The organism is Pseudoduganella sp. SL102 (assembly GCF_027856995.1).
Taxonomy (GTDB): Bacteria; Pseudomonadota; Gammaproteobacteria; order Burkholderiales; family Burkholderiaceae_D; genus Rugamonas; species Rugamonas albidiflava.
In genome coordinates this window covers 3,775,704-3,797,037 of the sequence record NZ_CP115554.1, presented here as the reverse complement: position 1 = coordinate 3,797,037, position 21,334 = coordinate 3,775,704, and the positions used below count along the sequence as shown (strand labels likewise).

The following is a 21,334-nucleotide window of genomic DNA, read 5'->3' as shown; positions in this document are numbered from 1 at the left end:
TTAGAATTGTTTGTGATTCCAACCGAAACTACCGATGCTGATCGTTGCTCTTGCCTGGATTTATGTCGTGCTGCTGATGTCGGTAACCGAGCCGACAGTCGTCGCAGGCATCATGACGTTCCTGCTCTACTGCGTTGTTCCTCTTGCAATTTTACTCTATGTGACGGGTGGATTCCGGCGCATCGGCCAGCGCCGCAGGGCGCGGCGCGAGCGTCAGGCCGCGGCCCGGGCCAGCGAGGATCGCCCCGGCTGAATCGCCCCGCCGCCCCGGCCTGGCCAATTATTTCAGCCAGATCAGGCTGGCCTGCCGCCCCGTCACGCCATCGCGCCGGTACGAGTAGAAGCGGCCGGAATTGGAGACGGTGCAGAAATCGCCGCCCCACACCCGCCGCACGCCGGCACCCAACAGCGCGATGCGGGCCAGCGCATACAGGTCGGCGAAATACTTCCCCGGCTTCAGGCCGAACGGCGTGAACGCGGCCCGGACGGCCGCTTCGTCCCCCCCGGGGCGGCGCAGGAACGCATCGAGCACGTCCTGCCCCACCTCGAAGCGGTTCGGGCCGATCGCCGCGCCCAGCCAGGCCATCAGCTCGCCCGCGCCGGCTTCGCGCATCGACGCCACCGTGGCTTCCAGCACGCCATCGGCCAGGCCGCGCCAGCCCGCGTGCACGGCGCCGACCATGCGGCCTTCGGCATCGCACAGCAGCACCGGCAGGCAATCGGCGGTGAGGATGGCGCACACCACGCCGCGCGCGGCAGCGAAGCTGGCATCGGCGATCGGCGGTTCGGCATCGATATCGATGCCGGCCGCGTCGAGCACGCGCGTGCCGTGCACCTGCGTCAGCCACAGCGGCTCGGCCGGCAATTCGGCGCGCAGGATGTCGCGGTTGCGCTCCACGCATTTCGGCGCATCGCCCACGTGGGTGGCCAGGTTCAGGCCACCGCGGCCCTGGCCATCGTCATAGGGCGCCGGGCTGACGCCACCGCGGCGCGTGGTGCACAGCACGCCGACGCCCGCAGGCACGTCGGGCCAGTCCGGAACCAGCCATTGGGTGACGTTCTGCGTGCTCATTCGTCGTCGTAGTCGTCGTCGCCGTCATCGTCGAATTCCCCTTCGGGATCCTGGTGCAGCGACGCTTCGTCGATGCCGCATTCCTCCAGCAGCGCGCGGAAGTCGTCCGCCAGCGGAATCTCCCATTCGCACTGCTCGCCGGTGGCCGGGTGCACCAGGCCGAGGCGGCGCGCCTGCAGTGCCTGGCGGTGGAACACGCCGGTGAGGTGCGGCTTGCCGTACACGTAGTCGCCCACCAGCGGATAGCCCAGGTGCGCCATGTGCACGCGGATCTGGTGGGTGCGGCCCGTTTCGAGGCGGCACTGCACCAGGCTGACGGGGCGGCGGTCCAGTTCACCGGACGCCAGGCGCTCGTAGTGCGTGATGGCCGGCTTGGCGCCGAAGCCGGTGGAAACGGCCATCTTCACGCGGTCGCGCTGGTGGCGGCCCATCGGCGCGTCGATCGTGCCGGACAGGCGCGGCGTGCCCCACGCCAGCGCCCAGTATTCGCGCTTCACGGTACGCGCCTGCAGCTGGCGCACCAGGTCGGTCTGGGTCGGCAAGTCCTTGCCGATGACCATCAGGCCGCTGGTATCCTTGTCGAGGCGGTGCACGATGCCGGCGCGCGGCACGCCGCCCAGCTGGGGCCAGCGGTGCAGCAGGCCGTTCAGCAGCGTGCCGGACCAGTTGCCGGCGCCGGGATGCACGACCAGGCCGGCCGGCTTGTTGATGACGATGAGGTGATCGTCCTCGTACACCACGTCCACGTCGATCGGCTCGGGGGCGAACGCGACATCTTCCGGCGCGGCCTGCGGCAGCACGACGATCTTTTCATCGCCGTACACGGTGGCACGCACCTTGGCCGGCTTGCCGTCGACGGTGACGAAGCCCTCTTCGATCCAGCTTTGCAGGCGGCCGCGCGAGAATTGCGGCACCAGTTTCGCGATCACCTTGTCCAGGCGTTCGCCGCAGGCATCGGGCGTCAGCTGCAGTTCGATCGGCGCCAGCGGGTTGGCGAAACCGGCAACTTCGCCGTCGTCCGGTAGCAGGTCGTCGGCAAGCACGTCGGCTTCCAGGTCGGCTTGCAGGGTGGCGTCCAGGTCCGTGCGGAGGTCGTGGTCGGAGGGTTGGTGGGCCGGATTCGGCTCAGGATTCAATATCACAGCATTCCCATCGGCTATAATCAGCCAGGTCGTATCTTGTTTAAACGTCTTCTTGCACGAGAACATGCAAAAAAAATTGAAGGTAGTCGCAGCATCCGTTGTATTCGCCAGTCTCTCGGCATGCAGCCTGTTACCGGAACAATCGGATGAGACCAAAGGTTGGTCCGCTTCGAAATTATACTCGGAGGCCAAGGAAGAATTGGCCGGACAGCACTACGAACGGGCAATCCAGTTGTTCAACCGGCTTGAAGCGAGCTATCCGTTCGGCGTGTACGCCCAGCAGGCGCAGCTGGAGGTGGCCTATGCCTACTACAAGGCGCAGGACCAGGCCCAGGCGCTGGCCGCCGTGGAACGGTTCATCAAGCTGCACCCGAACCATCCCAACGTCGACTACATGTACTACCTGCGCGGCCTGATCAATTTCAATGACCAGATCGGCCTGCTCAATTTCGTCTACGAACAGGATCCCGCCGAGCGCGACCCGAAGGCCACGCGCGAAGCGTTCGCCGCCTTCAAGGCGCTGGTCGACAAGTTCCCGGAAAGTAAATACACCCCGGACGCGATCGACCGCATGAAGTACCTGATCAACGCGATGGCCGCGTACGAAGTCTACGTGGCGCGGTATTACTACCGCCGCGGCGCCTACCTGGCCGCCGCCAACCGCGCGATGGATGCCGTGCGCGAGTACGCCGATTCGCCGGCCATCGAGGAAGCGCTGTGGATCATGGTGCGCAGCTACGACAAGCTGGGCAACGTGGCGCTGCGCGACGATGCGATGCGCGTCTTCAAGCTCAATTTCCCGTCCAGCAAATTCCTCGACGAAGGCGCCCCGAAGCCGGAGCGCAAGTGGTGGAAGTTCTGGTCCGCTTCGTAAGCCGCGGTACCAGGGCCGGGACAGCGTCCCGGCCCCATCTCATCAAGCCGCGTTCCGCCTGAACACCCAGCGGCTGTCGTTCGACGCGTCCGGCGCGAACGCGTAGCCATCCACGTCGAAGCGCTTCAGCTCTTCCGGGTCGAGGATGTGGTTGACGGCCGCATAGCGGGCCAGCATGCCGCGCGCCCGCTTGGCGTAGAACGAGATGATCTTGTACTTGCCGTTCTTGAATTCCTCGAACACGGGCGTGATCACCGGCACGTCGAGCTGGGCCGGGCGCACCGACTTGAAATACTCTTCCGACGCGCAATTCACCAGCCAGCGGGCACCGCCATCGCGCGCCGCGCCGTTCAGCTCGCGCGTGATCAGGTCGCCCCAGAACGCATACAGGTCCTTGCCGCGTGGGGTGGTCAGCCGCGTGCCCATTTCCAGCCGGTGCGGGTGGATCAGGTCCAGCGGCCGCAGCAGCCCGTACAGGCCGGACAGGATGCGCACACGGCCCTGCGCATAGTCGAGCTGCGGCGCGCTCAGCGTGCGGGCGTCGAAGCCGTCGTACACATCGCCATTGAACGTCATCACGGCCTGGCGCGCGTGCGTCGTGTCCATCGTCCACGAGGCGTAGCGGCCGACGTTCAGCGTGGCCAGCGCATCGGACAGGTCCATCAGGTCGGCGAGTTCGTGCGGCGCGAACTCGCGCATGCGCTCGATGAGCTGGGCCGAATGGTCGAGGAAGGCGGGGCGGGTGGCGATATCGGTGGTGGGGGGCGTATCGAGGTCGAGACTCTTTGCGGGGGAAAGCACTATCAGCATATGATTCGAAACTGGCTTACTCAGAAATAATTTCCCGCATGATACCTGTATTTTCCGAAGTAACGTCGACCGAAGCAACGCCGGCCGGCATTGTCGCCGCGCCGCAGCGCATCGTCATCGACACCAACGTCTGCCTCGACCTGTTCGTGTTCCGCGACCCGCGCTGGGCCGGGCTGCTGGCGGCGATCGAGAGCGGCGCCGTGGAGGCGATCACGCGCGCCGACTGCCGCGACGAATACCACATCGTGCTCCACTACCCGCACCTGCCGCTGGACGAGACCACCCGCCCGGCCAGCGCGGCGCGCTTCGATGCGCTGATCAAGGTCGTCGCGCCGCCGGAGTCGGGCGTGCGCCTGCCCGTGTGCACCGACCGCGACGACCAGAAATTCCTGGAACTGGCGCGCGATGCCGGCGCCGACATGCTGATCACCAAGGACAAGGCGCTGCTCAAGCTGGCGCGGCGCCTGCGCAATGCCGGCATGTTCGCCGTGATCCCGCCGGAACAGTGGGCGCCCCCCCCCCGCGCGCGCCGATGCTGCGCTAGAATGAGTCGCACCCGACCGCCCACGAGCCAGCGATGAACACCCCAGCGATGAGCACCCAGCAATGAGCATCCAGCAATGAGCATCCAGCAATGAGCACCCCCTTCCCGCCCGCCGTTGCCCCCGCCGTGCATTCGCATGCCGCCGACGCTTTCGATCCCGCCGATGCCGTCACGCCGTCCCTCGCCACGCGCCTGCCCGCCGTCGGCACCACCATCTTCACGCGCATGTCGGCCCTGGCGGCGCAGCACGATGCCGTCAACCTCGGCCAGGGCTTCCCGGACTTCGCCTGCGATCCGCGGCTGGTGGACCTGGTCACCGGGGCGATGCGCGCCGGCCACAACCAGTACCCGCCGATGACGGGCACGCCGGCGCTGCGCCAGGCCATCGCCGCCAAGATCGCCGCGCTGTACGGCCATGCCTACGACGCCGACGCCGAGATCACCGTGACGGCCGGCGCCACCCAGGCGCTGACGACGGCCATCCTGTGCGCCGTGCACCCGGGCGACGAAGTGATCGTCATCGAACCGGCCTACGACAGCTACATGCCGGCGATCGAGCTGGCCGGCGGCGTCGTGGTGCCGGTGCAGATGGCGCTCGACGAGCGGGGCTACCACGTGCCGTGGGAGCGCATCCAGGCCGCCGTGTCCGGCAAGACCCGCCTGATCGTCGTCAACACGCCGCACAATCCCACCGGCACCGTGCTGCGCGACGCCGACCTGGAAGCGCTGGCCGGCATCGTGCGCGGCACCGGCATCCTGGTGCTGGCGGACGAAGTCTACGAACACATGGTGTACGACGGGGAGCGGCACGCGTCGATGAGCCGCCACCCCGTGCTGGCCGCGCGCAGCTTCGTCGTGTCCAGCTTCGGCAAGACGTTCCACACCACCGGCTGGAAGATCGGCTACGTGGCCGCGCCCGCGACCCTGATGGCGGAGTTCCGCAAGGTCCACCAGTACAACGTGTTTTCCGTAAATGCGCCGATGCAGCACGGCATCGCCGGCTACCTGGCCGACCCCGCGCCGTATCTCGGGTTGCCGGCGTTCTACCAGAACAAGCGCGACCTGTTCCGCGCCGGCCTGGCCGGCAGCCGCTTCGAGCTGCTGCCGGCGGACGGCACCTATTTCCAGTGCGTGCGCTACGGCGCGATCTCGGACATGCCGGAAGCCGCCTTCGCCGAATGGCTGACGGCCGAGGTCGGCGTCGCGGCGATTCCCGTGTCGGCGTTCTACCGCCAGGCCAGGGAATCGGGCATCGTGCGCTTCTGCTTCGCCAAGCGGGATGAGACGCTGGCGCTGGCGCTGCAACGCCTGGCGCGCATCTGACCGCCATGCTGCCCCACGAGCGCCTCTCCGACCTCGACGAACCGGACGGCGCCGGCCACCCGGGTGCGCCGCCATCCGTCCTGCGCGCACTGAACGCGGTGCAGCAGCGGCTCGAAGCGATCGCGGCCGCGCCGTCGCACGGCGACCCCGCCGACCTGCGCGCCACCGCACGCGACCTGCTCCATGCCGTCGACCTGTCCGCCGACGTGGCGCTGGCCTGCGTGCTGCGCAACCAGGTGGCCGGCAGCTATGCGATGCGCCACAGCATCGAGACGGCCGTCGTCGCGGCCCTGGTGGGCCGGCGCCTGCACATGCGCCCTGCCCACCTGCTGTCGCTGGTCTCGGCCGCGCTGGCCCTGCACGCCACCGGCCGCCATGACCAGGCCGTGGCGCAGGCCGTGCACTGCACCCGCGCCGGCGAGCCGGACTGGTTTGCCTGCCTGCTGCTCGACCATGCGCCGGATGCGGGCGCCGGCGCGGACGTGGACGCCGCCGCGCACCTGCTGCGCATGGCCGACCGCTACTGCGCCGGGATTTCACCGCGCAACTACCGCCGCGCGCTGCTGTCCGACGATGCGCTGGGCCGCGTGCTGGAGCTGTCGCCCGATGCCGAACTGGCGGCGGCGTTCCGCGATGAAATCGGCCCGTATCCGCCCGGCACGGTGGTGCGGCTGGCCAGCGGCGAATGGGGCATCGTCGCGCATCGCGATGGCGGCCGCCCCGCCGTGTTCTGCCTGCGCGACGCCGCCGGCCGCACCTTGACCGTGCCGCTGCCGCGCCGTGTCGGCGAGGATGGCTGCGCGATCGCCGCCGCGCTGGACGACGAGGACAGCGAGATCCGCGTGCCGATGAAGCAGGTGTGGGGGCCGCTGGGCAGCCTGTAGGCGGGCCGGCGTTCGCCGGAGGCCGGTGGGATGGACACTAGAGATATTGCATGGAACACAGGGGAAGCGCCCCATTTTCCGACACCTTGAAAGCGCATACATTCACCCCAACAGCGAAGGGCTGGGGTCAGACCCGCCGGGTCTCGTATCTTGAGCGTACCGGCAATTCAGTGGATACTTCCGCTGCAGTTCCGGCCAGGCAAGGTCACACCGCTCGGGATTAAGGCTTCGAGCCTGTGGGTCAGATAGGTGGCCTTGCCTGTTTTTTCATTGAAGTCCGTACGGTATCTTGGGACGGCGTTCTTACGCTAAGCCCGCATACGAGAGAGGAAATGATGGAAATGGCAGTAACCCCGGTAGTTGGCGTTGATGTGAGTAAGAAGAAGCTCGATATTGTTCTGCTGGTCAGTGGCAAAGCGAAATCGAAGACGCTCAGCAATACGCCGGAGGGTTACCAGGAACTGGTTCAATGGTTGGTCAAGCAGAAGGTCTCTCCAGACAGCGCTCACGTGTGTCTGGAAGCGACCGGTGTCTATAGCGAGCCGCTTGCTCTGTGGTTGCACGATGCGGGCATCATGGTGAGCGTCATCAATCCAGGCTGCATCAAAGGTTTTGGGCAGTCCGAAAACATCCGCAACAAAAACGATCAAATTGACGCCGGGCTGATCGCCCGATTCTGTGCTGCGAAGAGGCCGCCAGTTTGGGTGCCACCTCCAAAGGAACAGCGTGAACTCAAGGGTTTGAGCGATCGGCTGCTTGCGCTCAAGGACATCAGGCAACAGGAAAAGAACCGGATGGAAGCTCATGATTTTGCCGGTCAGGGCGACTTGGTGAAAAACGTCGATGAGCACGTAAAATGGCTCGATCAAAAGATCACCGAGCTGGAAAAGGAGATCGACGATCACATCGACAGGCATCCTGGCCTGAAACATGACGCCGATCTGATGCGCAGTATTCCGGGCATTGGCAGCACTACGATAGCTAAGGTCCTGGGCCACATTGGTGACATTAGGCGCTTCGGATCGGCCAAGGCACTTGCGGCATTTATTGGAGTCAGTCCAAAGCAAAAAAGCTCTGGAACATCAGTGCGCGGTCGGACAAGCATGAGCAAGATCGGCAACAATGATCTGCGTAGTGCACTGTACATGCCTGGCATGGTCGCCAAGCGGTACAACACCTTGCTGAAGACCTTTGCCGAGCGCCTGAGCGCCAATGGCATGGCTCCCAAGGCCGTCACCGGCGCCGTCATGCGCAAGCTGGTTCATCTGATTTACGGCGTGGTTTGCTCTGGCAAGCCATTCGACCCGAATTTTTTGAATTCGGGCCTTGCAAAACAAGACGGTATCTGACCCCGGAATTTGCACTTGGGTGGCTTAATGAAGCGCCGTAAGGGCAATCCCCATTTTTCGGGACATTGCTTGAGAAATCCGGCTGGCCGGCGAGCCCGCTACTCCAGCTGCCCCAGCCGCCGCTCGACGAATGCCTGCAGTTCCGGCGCCAGCCCGGCTTCCTTTGCCTTGCCGTACGCCTCGCGCGCACCGGGGCGCAGGTCTTGCGCCTGCCGCGAGATACCCAGCCCCATCCACCACCCGCCGTTGCGCGGCCGCAGCGCCAGCGCCGCTTCATACTGCTCGGCGGCTTCGCGGTGCCGGCCTTGCTTCTGCAGCACGCCGGCGCGGAATGCCCGGTACTCGGCGTTGCCGCCAGCGTGCGGCAGCGAGCGCAGCAGCGTCACGTCGGCGGGGCCGCCCCGTTCCAGCTGCAGGCGCGCCAGCACCATCGCCAGCTGGGGCTGGTTACTGTCCAGGCCCAGCCCCAGCTGTGCATGGCGCATTGCCTCGTCCGCCTGGCCGTTCTCGAGCAACAGGCCCACCAGCGTCTGGCGTGCCGCTTCGTGGCGGGGATAGACTTGCACCGCGTGCTCCAGCGCGCCCACGCCTTCGGTGACGCGGCCTTCCTGCAGCGCCGCCAGCGCGCGGCGGTAGGCGTTCTCGCCCTGCTGGCGGGACGTCAGCGTGGCGCCCTCCCCGGCCTGGCGTTCCGGCACCGCGATGGCGGGTGCGGCCGCGGTACTGTCGCGTTCCGTGCGGGGCGCCCGCGGGGGCCGCGGCCTGGCCACTTGCGGCGTCGGCGTGCGATCGACGGAAGGCGTTGCGGCCACGGCCGGCTGCGGGACGGCTGCCTGCCGCGGCGCAGCCGCCTCCGCCGGCGCAGGCGACGCGGCTACCACCGCCTGGGGCGCGGGCGCCGTGGTGGACGGCTCGGCGGGAGCCGGCATGATGGAAGCCGGAACTGCGGGCGCGGGCACCGTAGGGTCGGGCGTTGCGGAAGAAGTCGCCGCAGGGGCCGGTACAGCGGGAGCAGGTACCACCGCGGCGGGAACCGCGGGGGCAAGGACGGCGGTGGCAGGCGCGGCTGCCGGCGCGGCTTCCCGGTGCAGGTAATACCAGCCGCCGGCGCCTGCGGCCACGATCAGCGCACCGATACCGGCGCCGATGGCGATCGCGGTGCGCGAGCTGCTCTCGGCCGCGACCGGGCGCACGTCGCCGCCGGCGGCCGGCCGCGCCGCGCCGCCCCGCGCATCCAGGTCCTGCAGCATCTTGTTTATCAAGCTCATTTATATGGCTCTATCATCGGGCTCTATCGTCGGGCTCTATCGTCGGGCTATGTTATCCGGCCTGCACAGCCAGCGCATGCTGCAAGCGCATTCTTCCGCCTCATCTCGTCAAGGCCAGCGTGATACCGCCGGCCGCCGCCAGTGCCGCCGCGCTGGCCAGCCACGCCCAGCGCATTGCGCGTGCCGGCCGCGTGCCGATCGTGTCGCCGGCGGCCAGCGCCACGTGCCGTTTTTCCACCAGGTGGCGTCCTTCGCCGTAGGCCAGCATCAGCGACTTGTGCGCGACGATGTTGACCAGCCGCGGAATGCCGCCGGTGGCGCGGTACAGGCGCCGCACCGACGCCGCGCTGAACAGCCGGGCGCCCGTGAAACCCGCCACGCGCAGCCGGTGCGCCAGGTAGTAATCGAGGTCGTCGCGCCGCAGCGCGCCCAGGTGGTAGTGGAACGTGATGCGCTGCGCCAGCTGCCGAATCTTCGGACTGGCCAGGTGGGCATTCAGTTCCGGCTGGCCGAACAGCACGATCTGCAGCAGCTTGCGCTTTTCCGTTTCCAGGTTGGTCAGCAGCCGCAGCGCTTCCAGGCTTTCCAGCGGCAGCGCCTGCGCTTCGTCCAGGCACAGCACCACGTGCTTGCCGCGCGCCGCCAGTTCCAGCAGCCGCACCGTCAGCGACTTCACCAGCTGGTGCTGGTCGACGTCGCGCGGCAGCACGATTTCCAGCTCGTCGGCCAGCGCCAGCATCAGCGCGCGCGGCTCCAGGTACGGATTCGGCACATAGGCCGTATGAAAGGCGTCGCCCAGCATGGCCATGAACTTGCGGCACAACAGGGTCTTGCCGGTGCCCACTTCACCGGTGATCTTGATGAATCCCTCGCCGCTGCGCGCCGCCACCAGCAACGTATTGAGCCCCTCCTGCGAGTGTGGGCTGCCGAAAAAAAAGCTGGTATCCGGCGTGATGGAAAACGGCAGCTCGGCCAGGCCGAAGTGGGCTTCGTACATCAGCGGCCCCGCTGCGGATCGAGACGCTCGATGCGGCGCATGGTCTCCTGCATCTCGGGGGCCATGCTGCCGGCATCGTCGACGATGGTCGGCTTGATCAGCACCACCAGCTCGCGCTTCTGGCTCACGCTGTCCTTGTTGCGGAACAGCGCGCCCAGCACCGGCACGTTGCCCACGCCCGGCAGCTGCGACTGGTCGCTGGACGTGGCCTGGCGCATCAGGCCGCCGATGGCGACGATCTCGCCGTTTCGCCCGCGCACCATGCTGTCCATTTCCGACGTGGACGAGGCCGCCAGCGGCAGGTTCAGCGACCCGGCGCTGCCGAGGCTGACCGTCTTGTTGATGGTGGTGACCGAGCTCACCGATGGGTGCACGTGCAGCATGATGTGGCCATCGTCGTCGATCTGCGGCGTCACGTCCAGCAGCACGCCGGAAAAGAACGGCTTGACGATCACGTTCGGCGTGACGGTGTTGCCGCCCACGTTCGAACTGGTGGTGGTGCTGATGCCGGTCACGTAGAACTCGTCGGTACCGATCTTCAGCACGGCCTTCTGGTTGTTCAGCGTGGCGATGCGCGGGCTGGACAGCACGTGCACCGTGCCCTGCGACTCCAGGAACGACAGCATCGCCGAGAAATTGCTGGTCTGGATCGCCAGGCCGAACATCGTGCCCAGCGCATCGGCGGCACTGCCGAGCGAGACGCCCGGCGTGGAAGCGAAGCCCGTGTCGCCGCCGCTCTGCTGGCCGACCGCCCCGGTCAGCGGATTGCGCTGCACCAGGTTGGTCCCCGGCGCGATCACGCCGATGCCGCCGGCGCTGTTGCCGCCCTGGCGGAACGCCGCCCAGTTGACGCCGGTCTGGAAACCGTTGTTCAGCTGCACTTCGAGGATCTTCGCTTCCAGGATCACCTGGCGTTCCACGGCCAGCCGGGTGGCCTTCAGGTACTCGTCCACCGAGCGCAGCTGCGCCGGCAGCGCGCGCACCAGTACCACGCCCGATTGCGGCGAGATGATCACGTTGCGCCCGTCGTCGCCGGTGCCGACGATCGCTTCCAGCGCCGCCTTCAGGTCGCCCCAGAAATCCGTCTCGGAGGTCATCTTGACGTTGCTGGCATCGTCCTGCACGGAGGTGGTGCCGGATGGCGAGCCGTTCTGCGTCTGCGACTGGCTCTGGGAGGCGTTCTGCTGGCCGCCATCCTGGCCCTCCTCGCCGCGCGTGGGCACGCTGTTGATCGAGGTCGACGACACGCGCACGTTGGAGACGCCGCGCCGGCTGCCCGTCAGGTAATTCACCTTGAACATGCGGGTCTGCATGGTCAGCGGCCGGATGTAGATGCGGTTGCCCTCCACCTTCCAGTCGTAGCCGTACAGCTCGCGCACCGCGTCCAGCGCCTCGAAGATCGTCACGTCCTTCAGGTTGGCCGACAGCGTGCCGGTTACTTCCGGCGACACCAGCATGTTGTAGCGCGTTCCGGTGGCGATCGAGGTGAAGAACTGCTGGGCCGGTACGTTGTTGAGCGCGACGTTGAAGCGCTCGTCCAGCACGGCGCGCGCCTTCGGCAGCGTGGCGGCCAGGGCCGGGGCCGGCGGCAGCAGCGCCGCTTCGACCGCATCGGGCGCCACGTGCTGGCGCTGTGCCGATTTCGCGGTGGCGTTGCGCATCTCACCGCTGATCGTGTCATAGGTATCGCGGCGGTTGGCGCTGTCGCATCCCGCCGCCAGCATTGCCACGCAGGTCATCGCCGCCAGGGTCCGCATCGTTTGCTCCGTTCGCATGGTTCGCTTCTGTTTCATGTTGTTCATTCCTGCCGTGCCGGCATGGCTTCGGGCTTGACATACAGCCGCAGCGTTTCACGGGCCTTTCCGCGGCGCAGCACCACGCGGTCTTCGCCCACCGATTCCACCAGCGCGCCCTGGAAACGGCTGCCCTGCCGTACCATTTCGCCACTAATCACGGCAATCCGGCGCCCGCCTGGCTCGCGCGACACGAGGATCGACTGCAATTCCGGGCCGGGCGGCGCGACCGGCGGCGCTTCCCCGCCGGCCGCCAGCGCATCCAGGCCGGGCGGTGGCAGCGTCGGGTCGGCGACCTGCGCCCGGGCACCGCCGGGAAACGCCAGTGCGATGGCCAGTGCGATGGCCGGAGCCTGGGCCACGAGGCGCAGGCGGTCGAAGAAGAGGCACGCTACAGGGCGATCCATTGTTGGTCCAGGCTCAGCGTATATAAGGTCAAGGCCAGCGTTGCCTTGTCGTGTTCGGTGGCATCCAGCGTGGCCTGGCCCCAGTACAGCCGGGCCGGCAAGCGTTCCAGCGCCGCCATGTAAGCCACCATGTCGCCATAGCCGCCCTGCAGCACGATGCGCACGCCATGGCGGTACAGCAGCGGCTTTTGCGGTTCCCCATCGGCGCTGTCCCCCGCTACGCCGGGCGGCGTGGTCGACAGCCCGGCCCGCGGCAGCACCGGCCCGGCCAGGCTGCCATCGGTGCCGGCGTCGCCGAAATTGCCATCGGTCGTGCCGGCCGGCGCCAGCGTGCGCAGCGACAGCAGCTTGAGCTTGCCGTTCTGCTGCACCATCTGCTGCAACAGGACCGTCATCCTGTCCGGCGACACCAGCGCGCTCTGCGTGGTGCGCAGCGTGGCGCGCAGCTGGTCGTTTTCTGCCCGCACGGCGGCCAGGCGCTTGCGCAGGTCGGCATCGGGATCGGCTTGCGCGGCCGCCTGCTTCTCGGCGATTTCCACGTCGATGCCGGCCAGTTGCACCTTCTGCTGCAGGATCGCGGTGCGCAGCGTGCGCTCGCGCGCCCCGGCCGGTTCGATGAAGCCCATGTAGGCGATGAAGATCACGCCCGCCACCGTGGCGGCGCACGCCATGATCCGCTCGCGCAGCGTCAGCGCATCGATGCGGGCCGCCCATTTCAGCCACAATTCCTTCATCGCGCCCCCCGGCACGCGCCTGCAGCGTGAATTCCACATACGGCGGCGGCAGCGGGGCTGGGGCAGCGGCAGCTGCGGCGCCGTCGGCCGGCGTCATCGGCGGCGGCGCAAGCCGCGGCGGCTCGCCCGGACGCGTTTCAACGCCGCCCGCCGCCAGCCCCGGCCGCGATATTTCCAGCTGCTCGAACGCCTTGCCCTGCAGCGCCGGTTCGCGCGCCAGGCCGTTCAGGTAGCCGGGCAGCAGCTCGGCGCGCAGCGCCCGGCCGCGCAGGCCGATGTCGGCGTTCGCGCCGCCGATTTCCACCCCTGTCAGCCACAAGCCGCTGACGCGGGTGCGTGCCAGGGCCTGGAAATAGGCGGAATAGCCGCGCGGATCGCCGACCCGGTTCTGTTCCAGGATGTCCGCCACGCCGCGCAGCGCGCGCTGGTCCAGCCCGGCCCGCTCCAGTTCGCTTTCCACGGCGGCATCCTTCGGCCGCGGCACCAGCCCGGCCAGCACGCTGGCCTTGCGCGCTTCCGCCTCGGCCAGCTGTTCCCTCAGGCGCGCCGATTCGTCTTCCAGCACGGCCACGCGGCCGCTCGCCGCGACCGACAGCGCCACCGAACCGGCCAGCGCGACCCCGACGACGATGGCCAGCGCCGGCGCCGTCAGGTAGCGCTTTTCCTTGCGGAAGCGCGGGTTGAACAGGTTGATCTGCTGGCTCATGCCACCGCACCTTCATCGCGCAATCCGCCGCCCAGCACGGTGAAAAAGCGCGCCTGCTGCGCCGCGTCGCGCAATTCCGGCACCTTGTCGAAGTCGAACACGCTGTCCAGGTCGAGCAGGTCGACGGGTAGGTACAGGTTGGCGGACAGGTAATCGTGCAGGCTGGCGCTGCCGGTCGGCGCCAGCACCAGCTTCGACACGGCGACGTACTGGAATTGCCGCTCGAAATTGTCCAGCGAACGCTGCAGTTCCAGGGCGATGCGGTCGTACAGCTGCTGGCGCTGCTCCTGCGGGCCCTCGACCTGGCCGAGCGCGATATCCATGCGGCGCGCAAGGTAGAGCTCGCCGCGGAACGTCACCGTCAGCAGGCCGCCGTGCTCGTCGAACGCCAGCATGGCCAGGCCGCGCCCTTCCGGTTCCAGCAATGCCGAAATGTTGCGCTGGGCGATTTCGGGAATGTCGATCGCGGCCAGGTCCACCTTGGCTTCCACGTACAGGTTCTGCAGCGCCTCGATGATGCCGTTGCGCGCCGCCACCGCGAATACCTGGTGGTTGTGCGCGGGCCCGTTCGGGGCAACGGGAATGTCCAGCACGTCGATGGTGGCCTCGAGCACGGGAAAATCGATCATGTCCTTCAGCTTCCAGCCGACCGCCGTCTTCATTTCCGCAACCGGCACGTTGGGCGCCTCCAGCACCAGCAGCTGGTACTCGCCGGGCACCAGCACACTCGAGCACAGGTGTTCGGCGGCATCGAATTCCTTGCCGATGCGCGCGACCAGCCCGGCCGCCTCGGCCCGGCTGCCTGGATGCTGGGCCGCCGCCAGCACGGCCGGCTTGACGCCCGCCTTGGTGTCCGCGGCGCGCCGCACCACCGCCGCGGTCACGCCGGCCGCACCGGCGCTCAACGCCAGCCAGCCATCCTTTTTCCTTGCCTTGTGCCAGAAAGCCATGCGCCTGTTCCGATATCGGGTAATGCTTGCAGAAAACCATGCAGTGTCTTGATTATATTCAAGATTCCAGCATGTTCCGGTAGCAAAAAGCTATTTTTGCCGTATTTTTTTGCGTCGCGTTCCGGGGCAGCGCCGATTCGTGTGCAAGGTGGCCCTCCCCCGGCGAAACGCCTCCCGGCACCGCTGCCTAATAGATTTCGCGCAGGTAGGTGTAGGGGCTCATCGATACTGTGCCATAGGTGAGCACCCCCCGTACGCTCGGCAGCCACGCCGGGCCCGTCATCCACATGTATACCGAGCCGCTGCTGCCGCTGCCCGGTGCCAACAGCTTCACGGTGCCGGCGCCAGCGCTGACCTTGCCTACGGTGGCCTTGTCGACCGTGAGCGCGAGTTTGCAGCCACTCGCGCCCGCCAACTTGGTGCACGCGGAAAAGTTCACTTCCGTCAGCGGGGCGAACGTGGTGGCCGAATCAGTCTCCGAGTAGTACCAGCCCGCCATGCCGTTCAGCGTGCCGAAGAACTGTGGTCTGACCGGCACGTCCATCGCCAGCGCCGCCGAACCTTGCTGCTTAGGCACGAACCAGCGGCCGGCCGCGACCCGCACGCCGCCCTCGACGGCGGCCGCGCGCTTCGACGTGACATCGTCGAAGTTGGCCACTTCGGCGGCGCGCAGGTACACGGAGACGGGCTGCGGCCAGTTGTTGGCGTCCGGCGCGCTGGCGTTGTAGGCCAGCGTCGACGGGAACGTGTACGTCCGCGTAACGGTTGCCGTGCCGGCATCGAACGTGCCGGCCGTGATCGTGGCGGTGCTCAGCACGGACTTGGTGGTGCCCGCCAGCGGCGCGTCTTGCGCGGTGGTACCGTTGGGCGCCTTCCACGCGCTCAGCAGCACATCGTGCGCCAGGTCGTCGCGGTAGTTCTTGAGCAGCGTGCCGCGGCTGCTGAACGCTTTCACGTCCACCGTGAACGGCTGGCCGGCATACGCCATGGTCAGGATCTCCACCGACGGCACCGTGGTCTTGCTGGGATTCTTCGGGCAGGCCACGGCAGGCGGGCATTCCATCGGGCCCGTGACGACCGTGTCGAAATGGTCCGGGTAGAAGCGGCCCACGTTGATCGTGGTGCCCACGACGTTGCCCGTACCCAGGTACGAGCCCACTTCCCTGCTGGCGTTCTCGGCGAGTTCCGCCGGGGTCGGCGCCAGCATCGAGTCCACCTTGATCACGCCCAGGTCGTCGAACACGAAGGTGCCCGTGGCGATGCCGGAGACGAACGGCCCGAATTCCCCCTCCAGGTCCACCGGGTCGAAATACTTGCCGGGCTCGCGGTCGGCCACCATCGCCCGGATCGGCGAGCCATCCTCGGTGGAGGCCGGCACCGCGCGCAGCTTGATCTTCTCGGGCTCGGTCTCGCGGCCGAAATTGGGCGCCGCCACCGTCAGGCCCTGCATCAGCGCGCGCACCGTCATCGTGAACGGCGTGCCGGCCGGGACGAAGCGGGGGTCGGTGGCGCTGGCCGGGTCGCCGGCCTTGTTGCTCGACTGCGCCAGCAGCAGCAATTTCTCCGGCCGCGATACGAAGGCACCCGTGGAGCCCAGCCGCGCATCGGCGTCGGTGACGAACAGCTCGATCCGTCCCACGTCCTGGTAGCGCAGCAGGAAGTCGTCGGACTCGCCCCGGTTCTTCGTGGTGGTGGCCTGGCTCGATGGCGAGCCCCCCGGGAACAGCACGTTGCTGGCCGCGCTCCAGGCTACCGAGTCCTGCGGCGGAATCACGCCGTTCGCCGCGCACAGCGGCAGGGTCACCGTATTGCTGCGCAGCGCATACGTGCCGCGCACGCCGGCGTTCGTGCTGGGATCGTGGCAACTCATCGCGAAGCGCATCGGCAGCGTGGTGTTGCCGCTGGCCAGCGCGGTGGGCACGTTCTTCACCACATAGGAGATGTAGGTGCTCAAATCCGTATTCGCCTGCATGTGCTCCAGCGTCAGCGGCTTGCAGGGCTGGTTGGGGTGGCCGAACGGCTTGTTGTGCTCGCAAGGCTCGTCCGTGAACATGAACACCGGCGTGAAATTCTGGTTGCCCACGCGGGTACTCACGGTCGACGTGTCGTTGCCGTCGTAATAGTCGAACAGCTTGCCGGCCACCGTAACGCCGAACGACACCAGGCCGCTGGCCGATGCCGCCGGCGTGACGGTCAGCTTGAGCGGCGGCAGGGTCGTATCGACCTTCACGAGGCCGCTGTATGTGCAGGTCACCAGCTGGCCCCTGGCACCGCAGCTCCAGCCGGTACCCGCGCCCTCGTCGAAGATCAGCGAAGCCGGCAGCGTACCCGTCACGGTCAGCGGACCGCCCTCGTCCATCGGGCCGTTGTTGACGACGCTGATCGTGTACGTGGTGGGCGCGGAAGGGATCAGCGGGCCATCCAGGGTCATCGTCACGCCACGGTCGGTGGCCGACACGTTGGGCGCGGCGATCACCTCGGCGTTCAGCAGCACCAGGTCCTGCCCGGACGTGTAGACCGTCTTGGCCGACTTCTGGCCGCTGGCGATCACCGGTGCCTTGACGGTATAGACATCGAAATCGATGCCGTAGGAAGCCTTGTCGCCGTTCACGCCGCTGACGGAATTGAACTGGTTGCCGGTCGGGTTGAGCGTGTCGGCCTGCTCGACGCCGTTGAAGCGCAGCGTCTCGCCGCCGCCCGACAGCGTGGTATCGCCTTCCCAGGTGATGTGCCCCACCCGTCCCGTGCCGGGCGGGTTGGGGATCAGGAAATTGGCCAGCGTCAGCTCGAGCGACGAATAGCGGATGTACTGGAAGCCTTCATAGACGTTCAGTACGCGGAACGGCTGGTCGCTGGCGCTGTAGATCACCAGCAACTGGAACCCGCCCAGCACGCCCGACACGGCGCAGAACAGGCTCTTGTCGATGGCCAGGTCCTTGGCCGAATACGTGCCATTGCCCTTGGCCTTGACCTGCTCGGTCACGTCGGCGGCGCCGCCGAAATAGTTGTAGCCGACCGTCGAGGACGTGTAGCGCCGGGTGGCCGGTGCGCTGACCGCCTTGCCATCGAACGTGACCGAGTAATCGGGGCTGCCGCCGGAGCCGGCCCAGTACAGGTAGGCGGCCAGTACCCGGGCGCCCGACGGCAGGCCCGACAGGTTCATGTCGACCGCCGTCGTCGTCGCGCACGGATCGTCGTTGTTCGACTTGGTGCGCAGCGACTTTTGCGTGCCGGTCATGGTCACATTGCCGGCGAAGCTCTTGAACAGCACGATGGGCGTATCGGCCAGCGCCGGCGCGGCGCACAGCGCCAGGGTGGCCGCGCACAGCGCGCGGCGGGAAGATTGTCGGAGCATGTGGAACGCTTTCATGTCAGATCACCACCTGCACCACGCGCTGCACGTAGTCGGCGCCGGGAGCGGCGTTCGGGCAGGCGCCGCCGGCCGGCGCGTTGCAGGCGGTGGCCGTGATGCGGGTTTGCGTCAGCGCCGGCGCGCCTTCGGTGCCGACCGTGACGCAGGTGACGGTGACGGTCATCGCCGACAGTGCGCCGGGCGCCGTGAAGCTCGTGTTCGGGCAGGTGCCGTTGTTCTGGAGTAACTGGTACAAGCCGAACTCGACGCCGGTCCGTGCCGCTTCGTAGGCGCGGGTGCCCAGCAGGTCGATGGTGGCGGACTGCCGCTGCGTGGTGGCGGTGGTGACGATGGCCGCGCCGACGCCGCTGAGAACGACGAGCAGGAAGATCGCCGTGACGATGCTGACACCGCGGCTGCGAATGTGGCGGCGCACGAGGCGCGGGTCGATGCGGTGCGATGCAGTACGGATCACGGCAGCCCGGTTCATGGCGGCTCGGTTCATGGCGGCTCGGTTCATGGCGGCTTGGTTCATGGCAGCTTGGTTCGTGGCAGCTTGGTTCGTGGCAGCTTGGTTCGTGGCAGCTCGGTTCAAGTCGGCTCGGTTCAAGTTGGATTGTCGAGCTGGGTCTGGCGCACCATCTGCGCCCCCTCGCCATTGGCATGCTGCAGCGACAGCACCAGCGTCATCAGCGAACCGTTGTTCGCCCCCGGCAGCAGGGTATTACCGAAGATGCAGCCGGCGACCTTGTCGGTCAGCACGGCACCGGTGCCCAGCGCGCCCATCCCCGGCGTCAGGTCCGCCGCGTTGAAGAAGCGCTGCAGCGTGCCGCCGCCATTGGCGCCAGGCGTGCACACAAAGGTCACCTTGCCCGTCACGACCTGGAACATCTGTCCGGCCGGTTCGGCGCCGGAAAAGTAATTCGTCTGCAAGGTAACGCGGCTGCCGTTGATGGCGCCGACCCGCGAGATATTGGCGGCGCCCTTGCCGAACTGGTAGGCGTCGTACGGCGCAAAGCCCAGGTTGCCGAACACGATGTAGTCGCCCGGCACGATGGCCTGCCGGCCCGCGGGCGGCGCGCCGATGAGGTCGAAGCTGCTGCTGCCGCCGACGAAATCGAGCGGCAGCAGTGTCGCGGGAGGATTGTCGTTGACGCTGACATAGCGGGCGCCGGTCTTCGACAGCAGGAACTGGATCGCCAGGTTGCCGTTCAGGATGGTGACCGTCCTCGGCGCGGCAAGCCGCAATTCACGGCTCATGCGCCGCAGCGCCAGGTCGGCCGCGTCCGCCAGGTCGGCACGCGCCTCGGTGGCCAGGTTGCTTTGCACCGGCACGCGGATGAACAGCGCCGCCATGCTGGCGACGATGCCGGTGATGACGATCACGATCACCGCCTCCACCAGCGTGAAGCCGCCGCTCCTGGCAGCCCGCCTGCCCACTTCGATGCCTTGTCTGCGCGCCATGTCCATGTTCAGTTGTTCGGTGCGTAGCGGCTGCGCCAGCTTTCCAGCGTGACCGCGCTGTTGTCATAATTGACCGTCACCTGGATCCGCAGGCCGGCGTCGCCCGGCACGGCACTGCCGGCCGGGCCGAAGCCGGCCTGCGTGATCGTGACGGTGGCCGTGTAGCCCGCCGGGAACGGCGTGCCGATCACATCGGTGGCGTAGGTTTGCGGTACGCCGTACGTGCCCACGTAGTCGTTGACGTTGTCGAACGGGCGCAGGCCGCCACCCGCTTCCTGGCCGGCACCTTCGGGTTTCGTGCAAGCGGCGGCCGACGTGGCGGTCAGGAAATCGGGATCGCTGATATCGCACCACGAAAAGCGCGCGGCGCGGATCTCGTCGACCAGGCTCTCGGCGATCGCCATCGCCTGCTTTTGCCGGATCGGGTCGGCGCTGCTCCGGGTGTTGTAGCTGATCACGCCCAGCACGCCGACCACGGCGGTGCTGACGATGACGATGAACATGACCAGTTCGATCATCGTCAGGCCGCGCTGGCGGCGCATGGTCCGCCGGGCCGTCATCGGGTAAACCCCGTTTCCGGTTCGATGACCGTGTCCTGGCTGATGCCGCCGCCGCTGACGCGCACCGCCAGCCGGGCCACGAAGGTGGAATTGACCACGCTGTCGCCATCGGCGGCGTTGAACGGTTTTCCGGCAGGGTCGAAATAAAACATGGGAGCCCCCGTGATCGCCAGCCCGTTGGGAATGCCTTCGCAGGCCCAGGTGGTGAGATTGCCGCACCGCGCCAGGGTGGTGGCGCTGCCGCTGTTGCTGCGCGCCGGCGCCCCGACTTTGCCGTTGCAATCCGTGTCGTAGCACAGCGCAACACTCGCGCCATCGAGGCGCACATACACGTTGCGGTTCTGCGCGATCGCCTGCTTCTGGGCGAAACGGATCAGTGCGGTGGTCTGCTGGGAAAAACCAGCCACGTCGAACGTGCGCTGTTCGAAGAAGCGCGGCGCGGCCACGGCGCCGAGGATCCCGACGATCATCAGGATCAGGACCAGTTCGACCAGCGTAAACCCAAACTGCCCCGCATGAAGTCGGGGCAGCCGGGATTGTGGTCGGATAGGGCTGTCGGTCGTCACGACGCCGAGTATGCCACTATCCGCCGGATCAGCAGGTACCGGAGACGGCGGTCACCGTACCGTTGGCCGGATTGTAGGTGAAGGCGCAGGTGGTCGTCTTCTTGTCGGCGATCGTGACTGGCGCGGTGCCGGTGATCTCGTAATCGACGGTGCCATCCAGGCCGGCCGCCAGGGCGATGCCGGTCGCACTCGCATCCGGGTAGCCCTTGTCGTTCACCGCGATCGCCACGCCATCGAGCGTCACGGAGCGGCTGCTGGTGGTACCGGTAACCAGCCACTGCGCACGGGTGATTGCTGCCGCGCTGGAGACCGCACCGCGGGCACCCTGCATCTTGGCGCGGCGTGCGTCGCTGCCCATGTCGGCGAACTTCGGCAGTGCCGTCGCGGCCAGGATGCCCAGGATCACGATGACGACGATCAGTTCGATGAGGGTGAAGCCGCCTTGACCACGGGAAACTTGCGAGAGCGAAGCTTGTTTGAATTGCATGAGAATCTCCAACGTAACAATAAGAATGTGTTTGTGACGGAAGCGACACGAG

22 protein-coding genes are annotated in these 21,334 nt (G+C 67.2%); 7 read left to right on the top strand and 15 right to left on the bottom strand.

Translation table 11 applies throughout. The features are described from left to right. Nucleotides 1-34 precede the first annotated feature (34 nt). Nucleotides 35-253, top strand: a complete 219-nt coding sequence (locus OU994_RS16060; protein WP_281606664.1) for a hypothetical protein — start codon at nt 35-37, stop codon at nt 251-253. Between the two features lie 27 nt (nt 254-280). Here OU994_RS16060 and pgeF read toward each other — a convergent pair whose 3' ends face one another. Both pgeF and OU994_RS16050 read right to left on the bottom strand, forming a co-directional pair. Next, nucleotides 281-1,072 (bottom strand): peptidoglycan editing factor PgeF, encoded by a 792-nt coding sequence (pgeF, locus tag OU994_RS16055; RefSeq protein WP_281606663.1) that lies wholly within the window; start codon nt 1,070-1,072, stop codon nt 281-283. Next, entirely contained in the window at nt 1,069-2,214 is a 1,146-nt protein-coding gene (locus tag OU994_RS16050) for an RluA family pseudouridine synthase (protein ID WP_373922457.1), read from the bottom strand. The genes pgeF and OU994_RS16050 overlap by 4 nt, the downstream gene beginning before the upstream one ends. A 64-nt stretch (nt 2,215-2,278) precedes the next feature. Between OU994_RS16050 and OU994_RS16045 the strand changes: the two genes are divergently transcribed. Further along, the gene (locus OU994_RS16045; RefSeq protein WP_131146018.1) at nt 2,279-3,088 is read left to right on the top strand and encodes an outer membrane protein assembly factor BamD; all 810 of its coding nucleotides are present in this window, start codon (nt 2,279-2,281) and stop codon (nt 3,086-3,088) included. Between the two features lie 42 nt (nt 3,089-3,130). Here OU994_RS16045 and yaaA read toward each other — a convergent pair whose 3' ends face one another. Then, complete coding sequence (gene yaaA, locus OU994_RS16040; protein ID WP_281606662.1) at nt 3,131-3,898, bottom strand: peroxide stress protein YaaA; 768 nt, start codon at nt 3,896-3,898, stop codon at nt 3,131-3,133. A gap of 89 nt (nt 3,899-3,987) precedes the next feature. On the opposite strand from yaaA, the gene OU994_RS16035 reads away from it, so the two are divergent. The 4 genes from OU994_RS16035 to OU994_RS16020 all read left to right on the top strand — a co-directional run bounded on the left by OU994_RS16035 (nt 3,988) and on the right by OU994_RS16020 (nt 7,998). Continuing rightward, nucleotides 3,988-4,479 (top strand): putative toxin-antitoxin system toxin component, PIN family, encoded by a 492-nt coding sequence (locus tag OU994_RS16035; RefSeq protein WP_281611650.1) that lies wholly within the window; start codon nt 3,988-3,990, stop codon nt 4,477-4,479. A gap of 188 nt (nt 4,480-4,667) precedes the next feature. Continuing rightward, nucleotides 4,668-5,765 (top strand): pyridoxal phosphate-dependent aminotransferase, encoded by a 1,098-nt coding sequence (locus OU994_RS16030; protein ID WP_373922621.1) that lies wholly within the window; start codon nt 4,668-4,670, stop codon nt 5,763-5,765. A 5-nt stretch (nt 5,766-5,770) separates the two neighbouring features. Further along, entirely contained in the window at nt 5,771-6,649 is an 879-nt protein-coding gene (locus OU994_RS16025; RefSeq protein WP_281606660.1) for a metal-dependent phosphohydrolase, read from the top strand. 332 nt (nt 6,650-6,981) lie between these two features. Next, a complete protein-coding gene (locus OU994_RS16020) occupies nt 6,982-7,998 on the top strand; it encodes an IS110 family transposase (protein WP_281606659.1) in 1,017 nt (338 codons plus the stop codon). Between the two features lie 98 nt (nt 7,999-8,096). Here OU994_RS16020 and OU994_RS16015 read toward each other — a convergent pair whose 3' ends face one another. The 5 genes from OU994_RS16015 to gspM form a co-directional block, all read right to left on the bottom strand. Further along, nucleotides 8,097-9,266 (bottom strand): tetratricopeptide repeat protein, encoded by a 1,170-nt coding sequence (locus OU994_RS16015; RefSeq protein ID WP_281606658.1) that lies wholly within the window; start codon nt 9,264-9,266, stop codon nt 8,097-8,099. A 100-nt stretch (nt 9,267-9,366) separates the two neighbouring features. Beyond that, the gene (locus OU994_RS16010; RefSeq protein ID WP_131146024.1) at nt 9,367-10,263 is read right to left on the bottom strand and encodes an ExeA family protein; all 897 of its coding nucleotides are present in this window, start codon (nt 10,261-10,263) and stop codon (nt 9,367-9,369) included. Then, nucleotides 10,263-12,038 (bottom strand): pilus (MSHA type) biogenesis protein MshL, encoded by a 1,776-nt coding sequence (mshL, locus tag OU994_RS16005; protein WP_281606657.1) that lies wholly within the window; start codon nt 12,036-12,038, stop codon nt 10,263-10,265. Before mshL ends, OU994_RS16010 begins: the two co-directional genes overlap by 1 nt. A gap of 23 nt (nt 12,039-12,061) precedes the next feature. Beyond that, nucleotides 12,062-12,463: an MSHA biogenesis protein MshK gene (locus tag OU994_RS16000; protein ID WP_281606656.1), complete on the bottom strand. Its 402-nt coding sequence runs from the start codon at nt 12,461-12,463 to the stop codon at nt 12,062-12,064. Further along, on the bottom strand, nt 12,448-13,197 hold the full coding sequence (gene gspM / locus OU994_RS15995) for a type II secretion system protein GspM (RefSeq protein WP_281606655.1): 750 nt from the start codon (nt 13,195-13,197) through the stop codon (nt 12,448-12,450). Before gspM ends, OU994_RS16000 begins: the two co-directional genes overlap by 16 nt. Nucleotides 13,198-13,595: 398 nt before the next feature. On the opposite strand from gspM, the gene OU994_RS15990 reads away from it, so the two are divergent. Continuing rightward, on the top strand, nt 13,596-13,853 hold the full coding sequence (locus OU994_RS15990; protein WP_281606654.1) for a hypothetical protein: 258 nt from the start codon (nt 13,596-13,598) through the stop codon (nt 13,851-13,853). A gap of 46 nt (nt 13,854-13,899) precedes the next feature. Here the strand turns inward: OU994_RS15990 and OU994_RS15985 are convergent, their stop codons facing one another. The 7 genes from OU994_RS15985 to OU994_RS15955 all read right to left on the bottom strand — a co-directional run bounded on the left by OU994_RS15985 (nt 13,900) and on the right by OU994_RS15955 (nt 21,282). After that, nucleotides 13,900-14,853 carry an agglutinin biogenesis protein MshI gene (locus tag OU994_RS15985; RefSeq protein WP_281606653.1) on the bottom strand — a complete coding sequence of 318 codons (954 nt, stop codon included), beginning with the start codon at nt 14,851-14,853 and terminating at the stop codon, nt 13,900-13,902. Between the two features lie 187 nt (nt 14,854-15,040). Further along, a complete protein-coding gene (locus OU994_RS15980; protein ID WP_281606652.1) occupies nt 15,041-18,208 on the bottom strand; it encodes a DUF6701 domain-containing protein in 3,168 nt (1,055 codons plus the stop codon). 16 nt (nt 18,209-18,224) lie between these two features. Further along, the gene (locus OU994_RS15975) at nt 18,225-18,710 is read right to left on the bottom strand and encodes an agglutinin biogenesis protein MshP (protein WP_281606651.1); all 486 of its coding nucleotides are present in this window, start codon (nt 18,708-18,710) and stop codon (nt 18,225-18,227) included. A 101-nt stretch (nt 18,711-18,811) separates the two neighbouring features. Beyond that, a complete protein-coding gene (locus OU994_RS15970; protein WP_281606650.1) occupies nt 18,812-19,669 on the bottom strand; it encodes a prepilin-type N-terminal cleavage/methylation domain-containing protein in 858 nt (285 codons plus the stop codon). 8 nt (nt 19,670-19,677) lie between these two features. After that, on the bottom strand, nt 19,678-20,229 hold the full coding sequence (locus tag OU994_RS15965) for a hypothetical protein (RefSeq protein WP_281606649.1): 552 nt from the start codon (nt 20,227-20,229) through the stop codon (nt 19,678-19,680). After that, nucleotides 20,226-20,699, bottom strand: coding sequence for a Tfp pilus assembly protein FimT/FimU (locus OU994_RS15960; protein WP_281606648.1), 474 nt, complete (start codon nt 20,697-20,699; stop codon nt 20,226-20,228). Before OU994_RS15960 ends, OU994_RS15965 begins: the two co-directional genes overlap by 4 nt. Before the next feature lie 124 nt (nt 20,700-20,823). After that, entirely contained in the window at nt 20,824-21,282 is a 459-nt protein-coding gene (locus OU994_RS15955; protein WP_281606647.1) for a type II secretion system protein, read from the bottom strand. Between the last annotated feature and the right edge of the window lie 52 nt (nt 21,283-21,334).

What these genes read in the sequence shown, in the direction of transcription:
- OU994_RS16060 (WP_281606664.1), top strand. Translation starts at nt 35, where the DNA reads ATGCTGATCGTTGCTCTTGCCTGGATTTATGTCGTGCTGCTGATGTCG.
- pgeF (WP_281606663.1), bottom strand. Translation starts at nt 1,072, where the DNA reads ATGAGCACGCAGAACGTCACCCAATGGCTGGTTCCGGACTGGCCCGAC.
- OU994_RS16045 (WP_131146018.1), top strand. Translation starts at nt 2,279, where the DNA reads ATGCAAAAAAAATTGAAGGTAGTCGCAGCATCCGTTGTATTCGCCAGT.
- yaaA (WP_281606662.1), bottom strand. Translation starts at nt 3,898, where the DNA reads ATGCTGATAGTGCTTTCCCCCGCAAAGAGTCTCGACCTCGATACGCCC.
- OU994_RS16030 (WP_373922621.1), top strand. Translation starts at nt 4,668, where the DNA reads ATGTCGGCCCTGGCGGCGCAGCACGATGCCGTCAACCTCGGCCAGGGC.
- OU994_RS16025 (WP_281606660.1), top strand. Translation starts at nt 5,771, where the DNA reads ATGCTGCCCCACGAGCGCCTCTCCGACCTCGACGAACCGGACGGCGCC.
- OU994_RS16020 (WP_281606659.1), top strand. Translation starts at nt 6,982, where the DNA reads ATGATGGAAATGGCAGTAACCCCGGTAGTTGGCGTTGATGTGAGTAAG.
- OU994_RS16015 (WP_281606658.1), bottom strand. Translation starts at nt 9,266, where the DNA reads ATGAGCTTGATAAACAAGATGCTGCAGGACCTGGATGCGCGGGGCGGC.
- OU994_RS16010 (WP_131146024.1), bottom strand. Translation starts at nt 10,263, where the DNA reads ATGTACGAAGCCCACTTCGGCCTGGCCGAGCTGCCGTTTTCCATCACG.
- mshL (WP_281606657.1), bottom strand. Translation starts at nt 12,038, where the DNA reads ATGCGAACGGAGCAAACGATGCGGACCCTGGCGGCGATGACCTGCGTG.
- OU994_RS16000 (WP_281606656.1), bottom strand. Translation starts at nt 12,463, where the DNA reads ATGGATCGCCCTGTAGCGTGCCTCTTCTTCGACCGCCTGCGCCTCGTG.
- gspM (WP_281606655.1), bottom strand. Translation starts at nt 13,197, where the DNA reads ATGAAGGAATTGTGGCTGAAATGGGCGGCCCGCATCGATGCGCTGACG.
- OU994_RS15990 (WP_281606654.1), top strand. Translation starts at nt 13,596, where the DNA reads ATGTCCGCCACGCCGCGCAGCGCGCGCTGGTCCAGCCCGGCCCGCTCC.
- OU994_RS15985 (WP_281606653.1), bottom strand. Translation starts at nt 14,853, where the DNA reads ATGGCTTTCTGGCACAAGGCAAGGAAAAAGGATGGCTGGCTGGCGTTG.
- OU994_RS15980 (WP_281606652.1), bottom strand. Translation starts at nt 18,208, where the DNA reads ATGCTCCGACAATCTTCCCGCCGCGCGCTGTGCGCGGCCACCCTGGCG.
- OU994_RS15975 (WP_281606651.1), bottom strand. Translation starts at nt 18,710, where the DNA reads ATGAACCGAGCCGCCATGAACCGGGCTGCCGTGATCCGTACTGCATCG.
- OU994_RS15970 (WP_281606650.1), bottom strand. Translation starts at nt 19,669, where the DNA reads ATGGCGCGCAGACAAGGCATCGAAGTGGGCAGGCGGGCTGCCAGGAGC.
- OU994_RS15965 (WP_281606649.1), bottom strand. Translation starts at nt 20,229, where the DNA reads ATGACGGCCCGGCGGACCATGCGCCGCCAGCGCGGCCTGACGATGATC.
- OU994_RS15960 (WP_281606648.1), bottom strand. Translation starts at nt 20,699, where the DNA reads ATGATCGTCGGGATCCTCGGCGCCGTGGCCGCGCCGCGCTTCTTCGAA.
- OU994_RS15955 (WP_281606647.1), bottom strand. Translation starts at nt 21,282, where the DNA reads ATGCAATTCAAACAAGCTTCGCTCTCGCAAGTTTCCCGTGGTCAAGGC.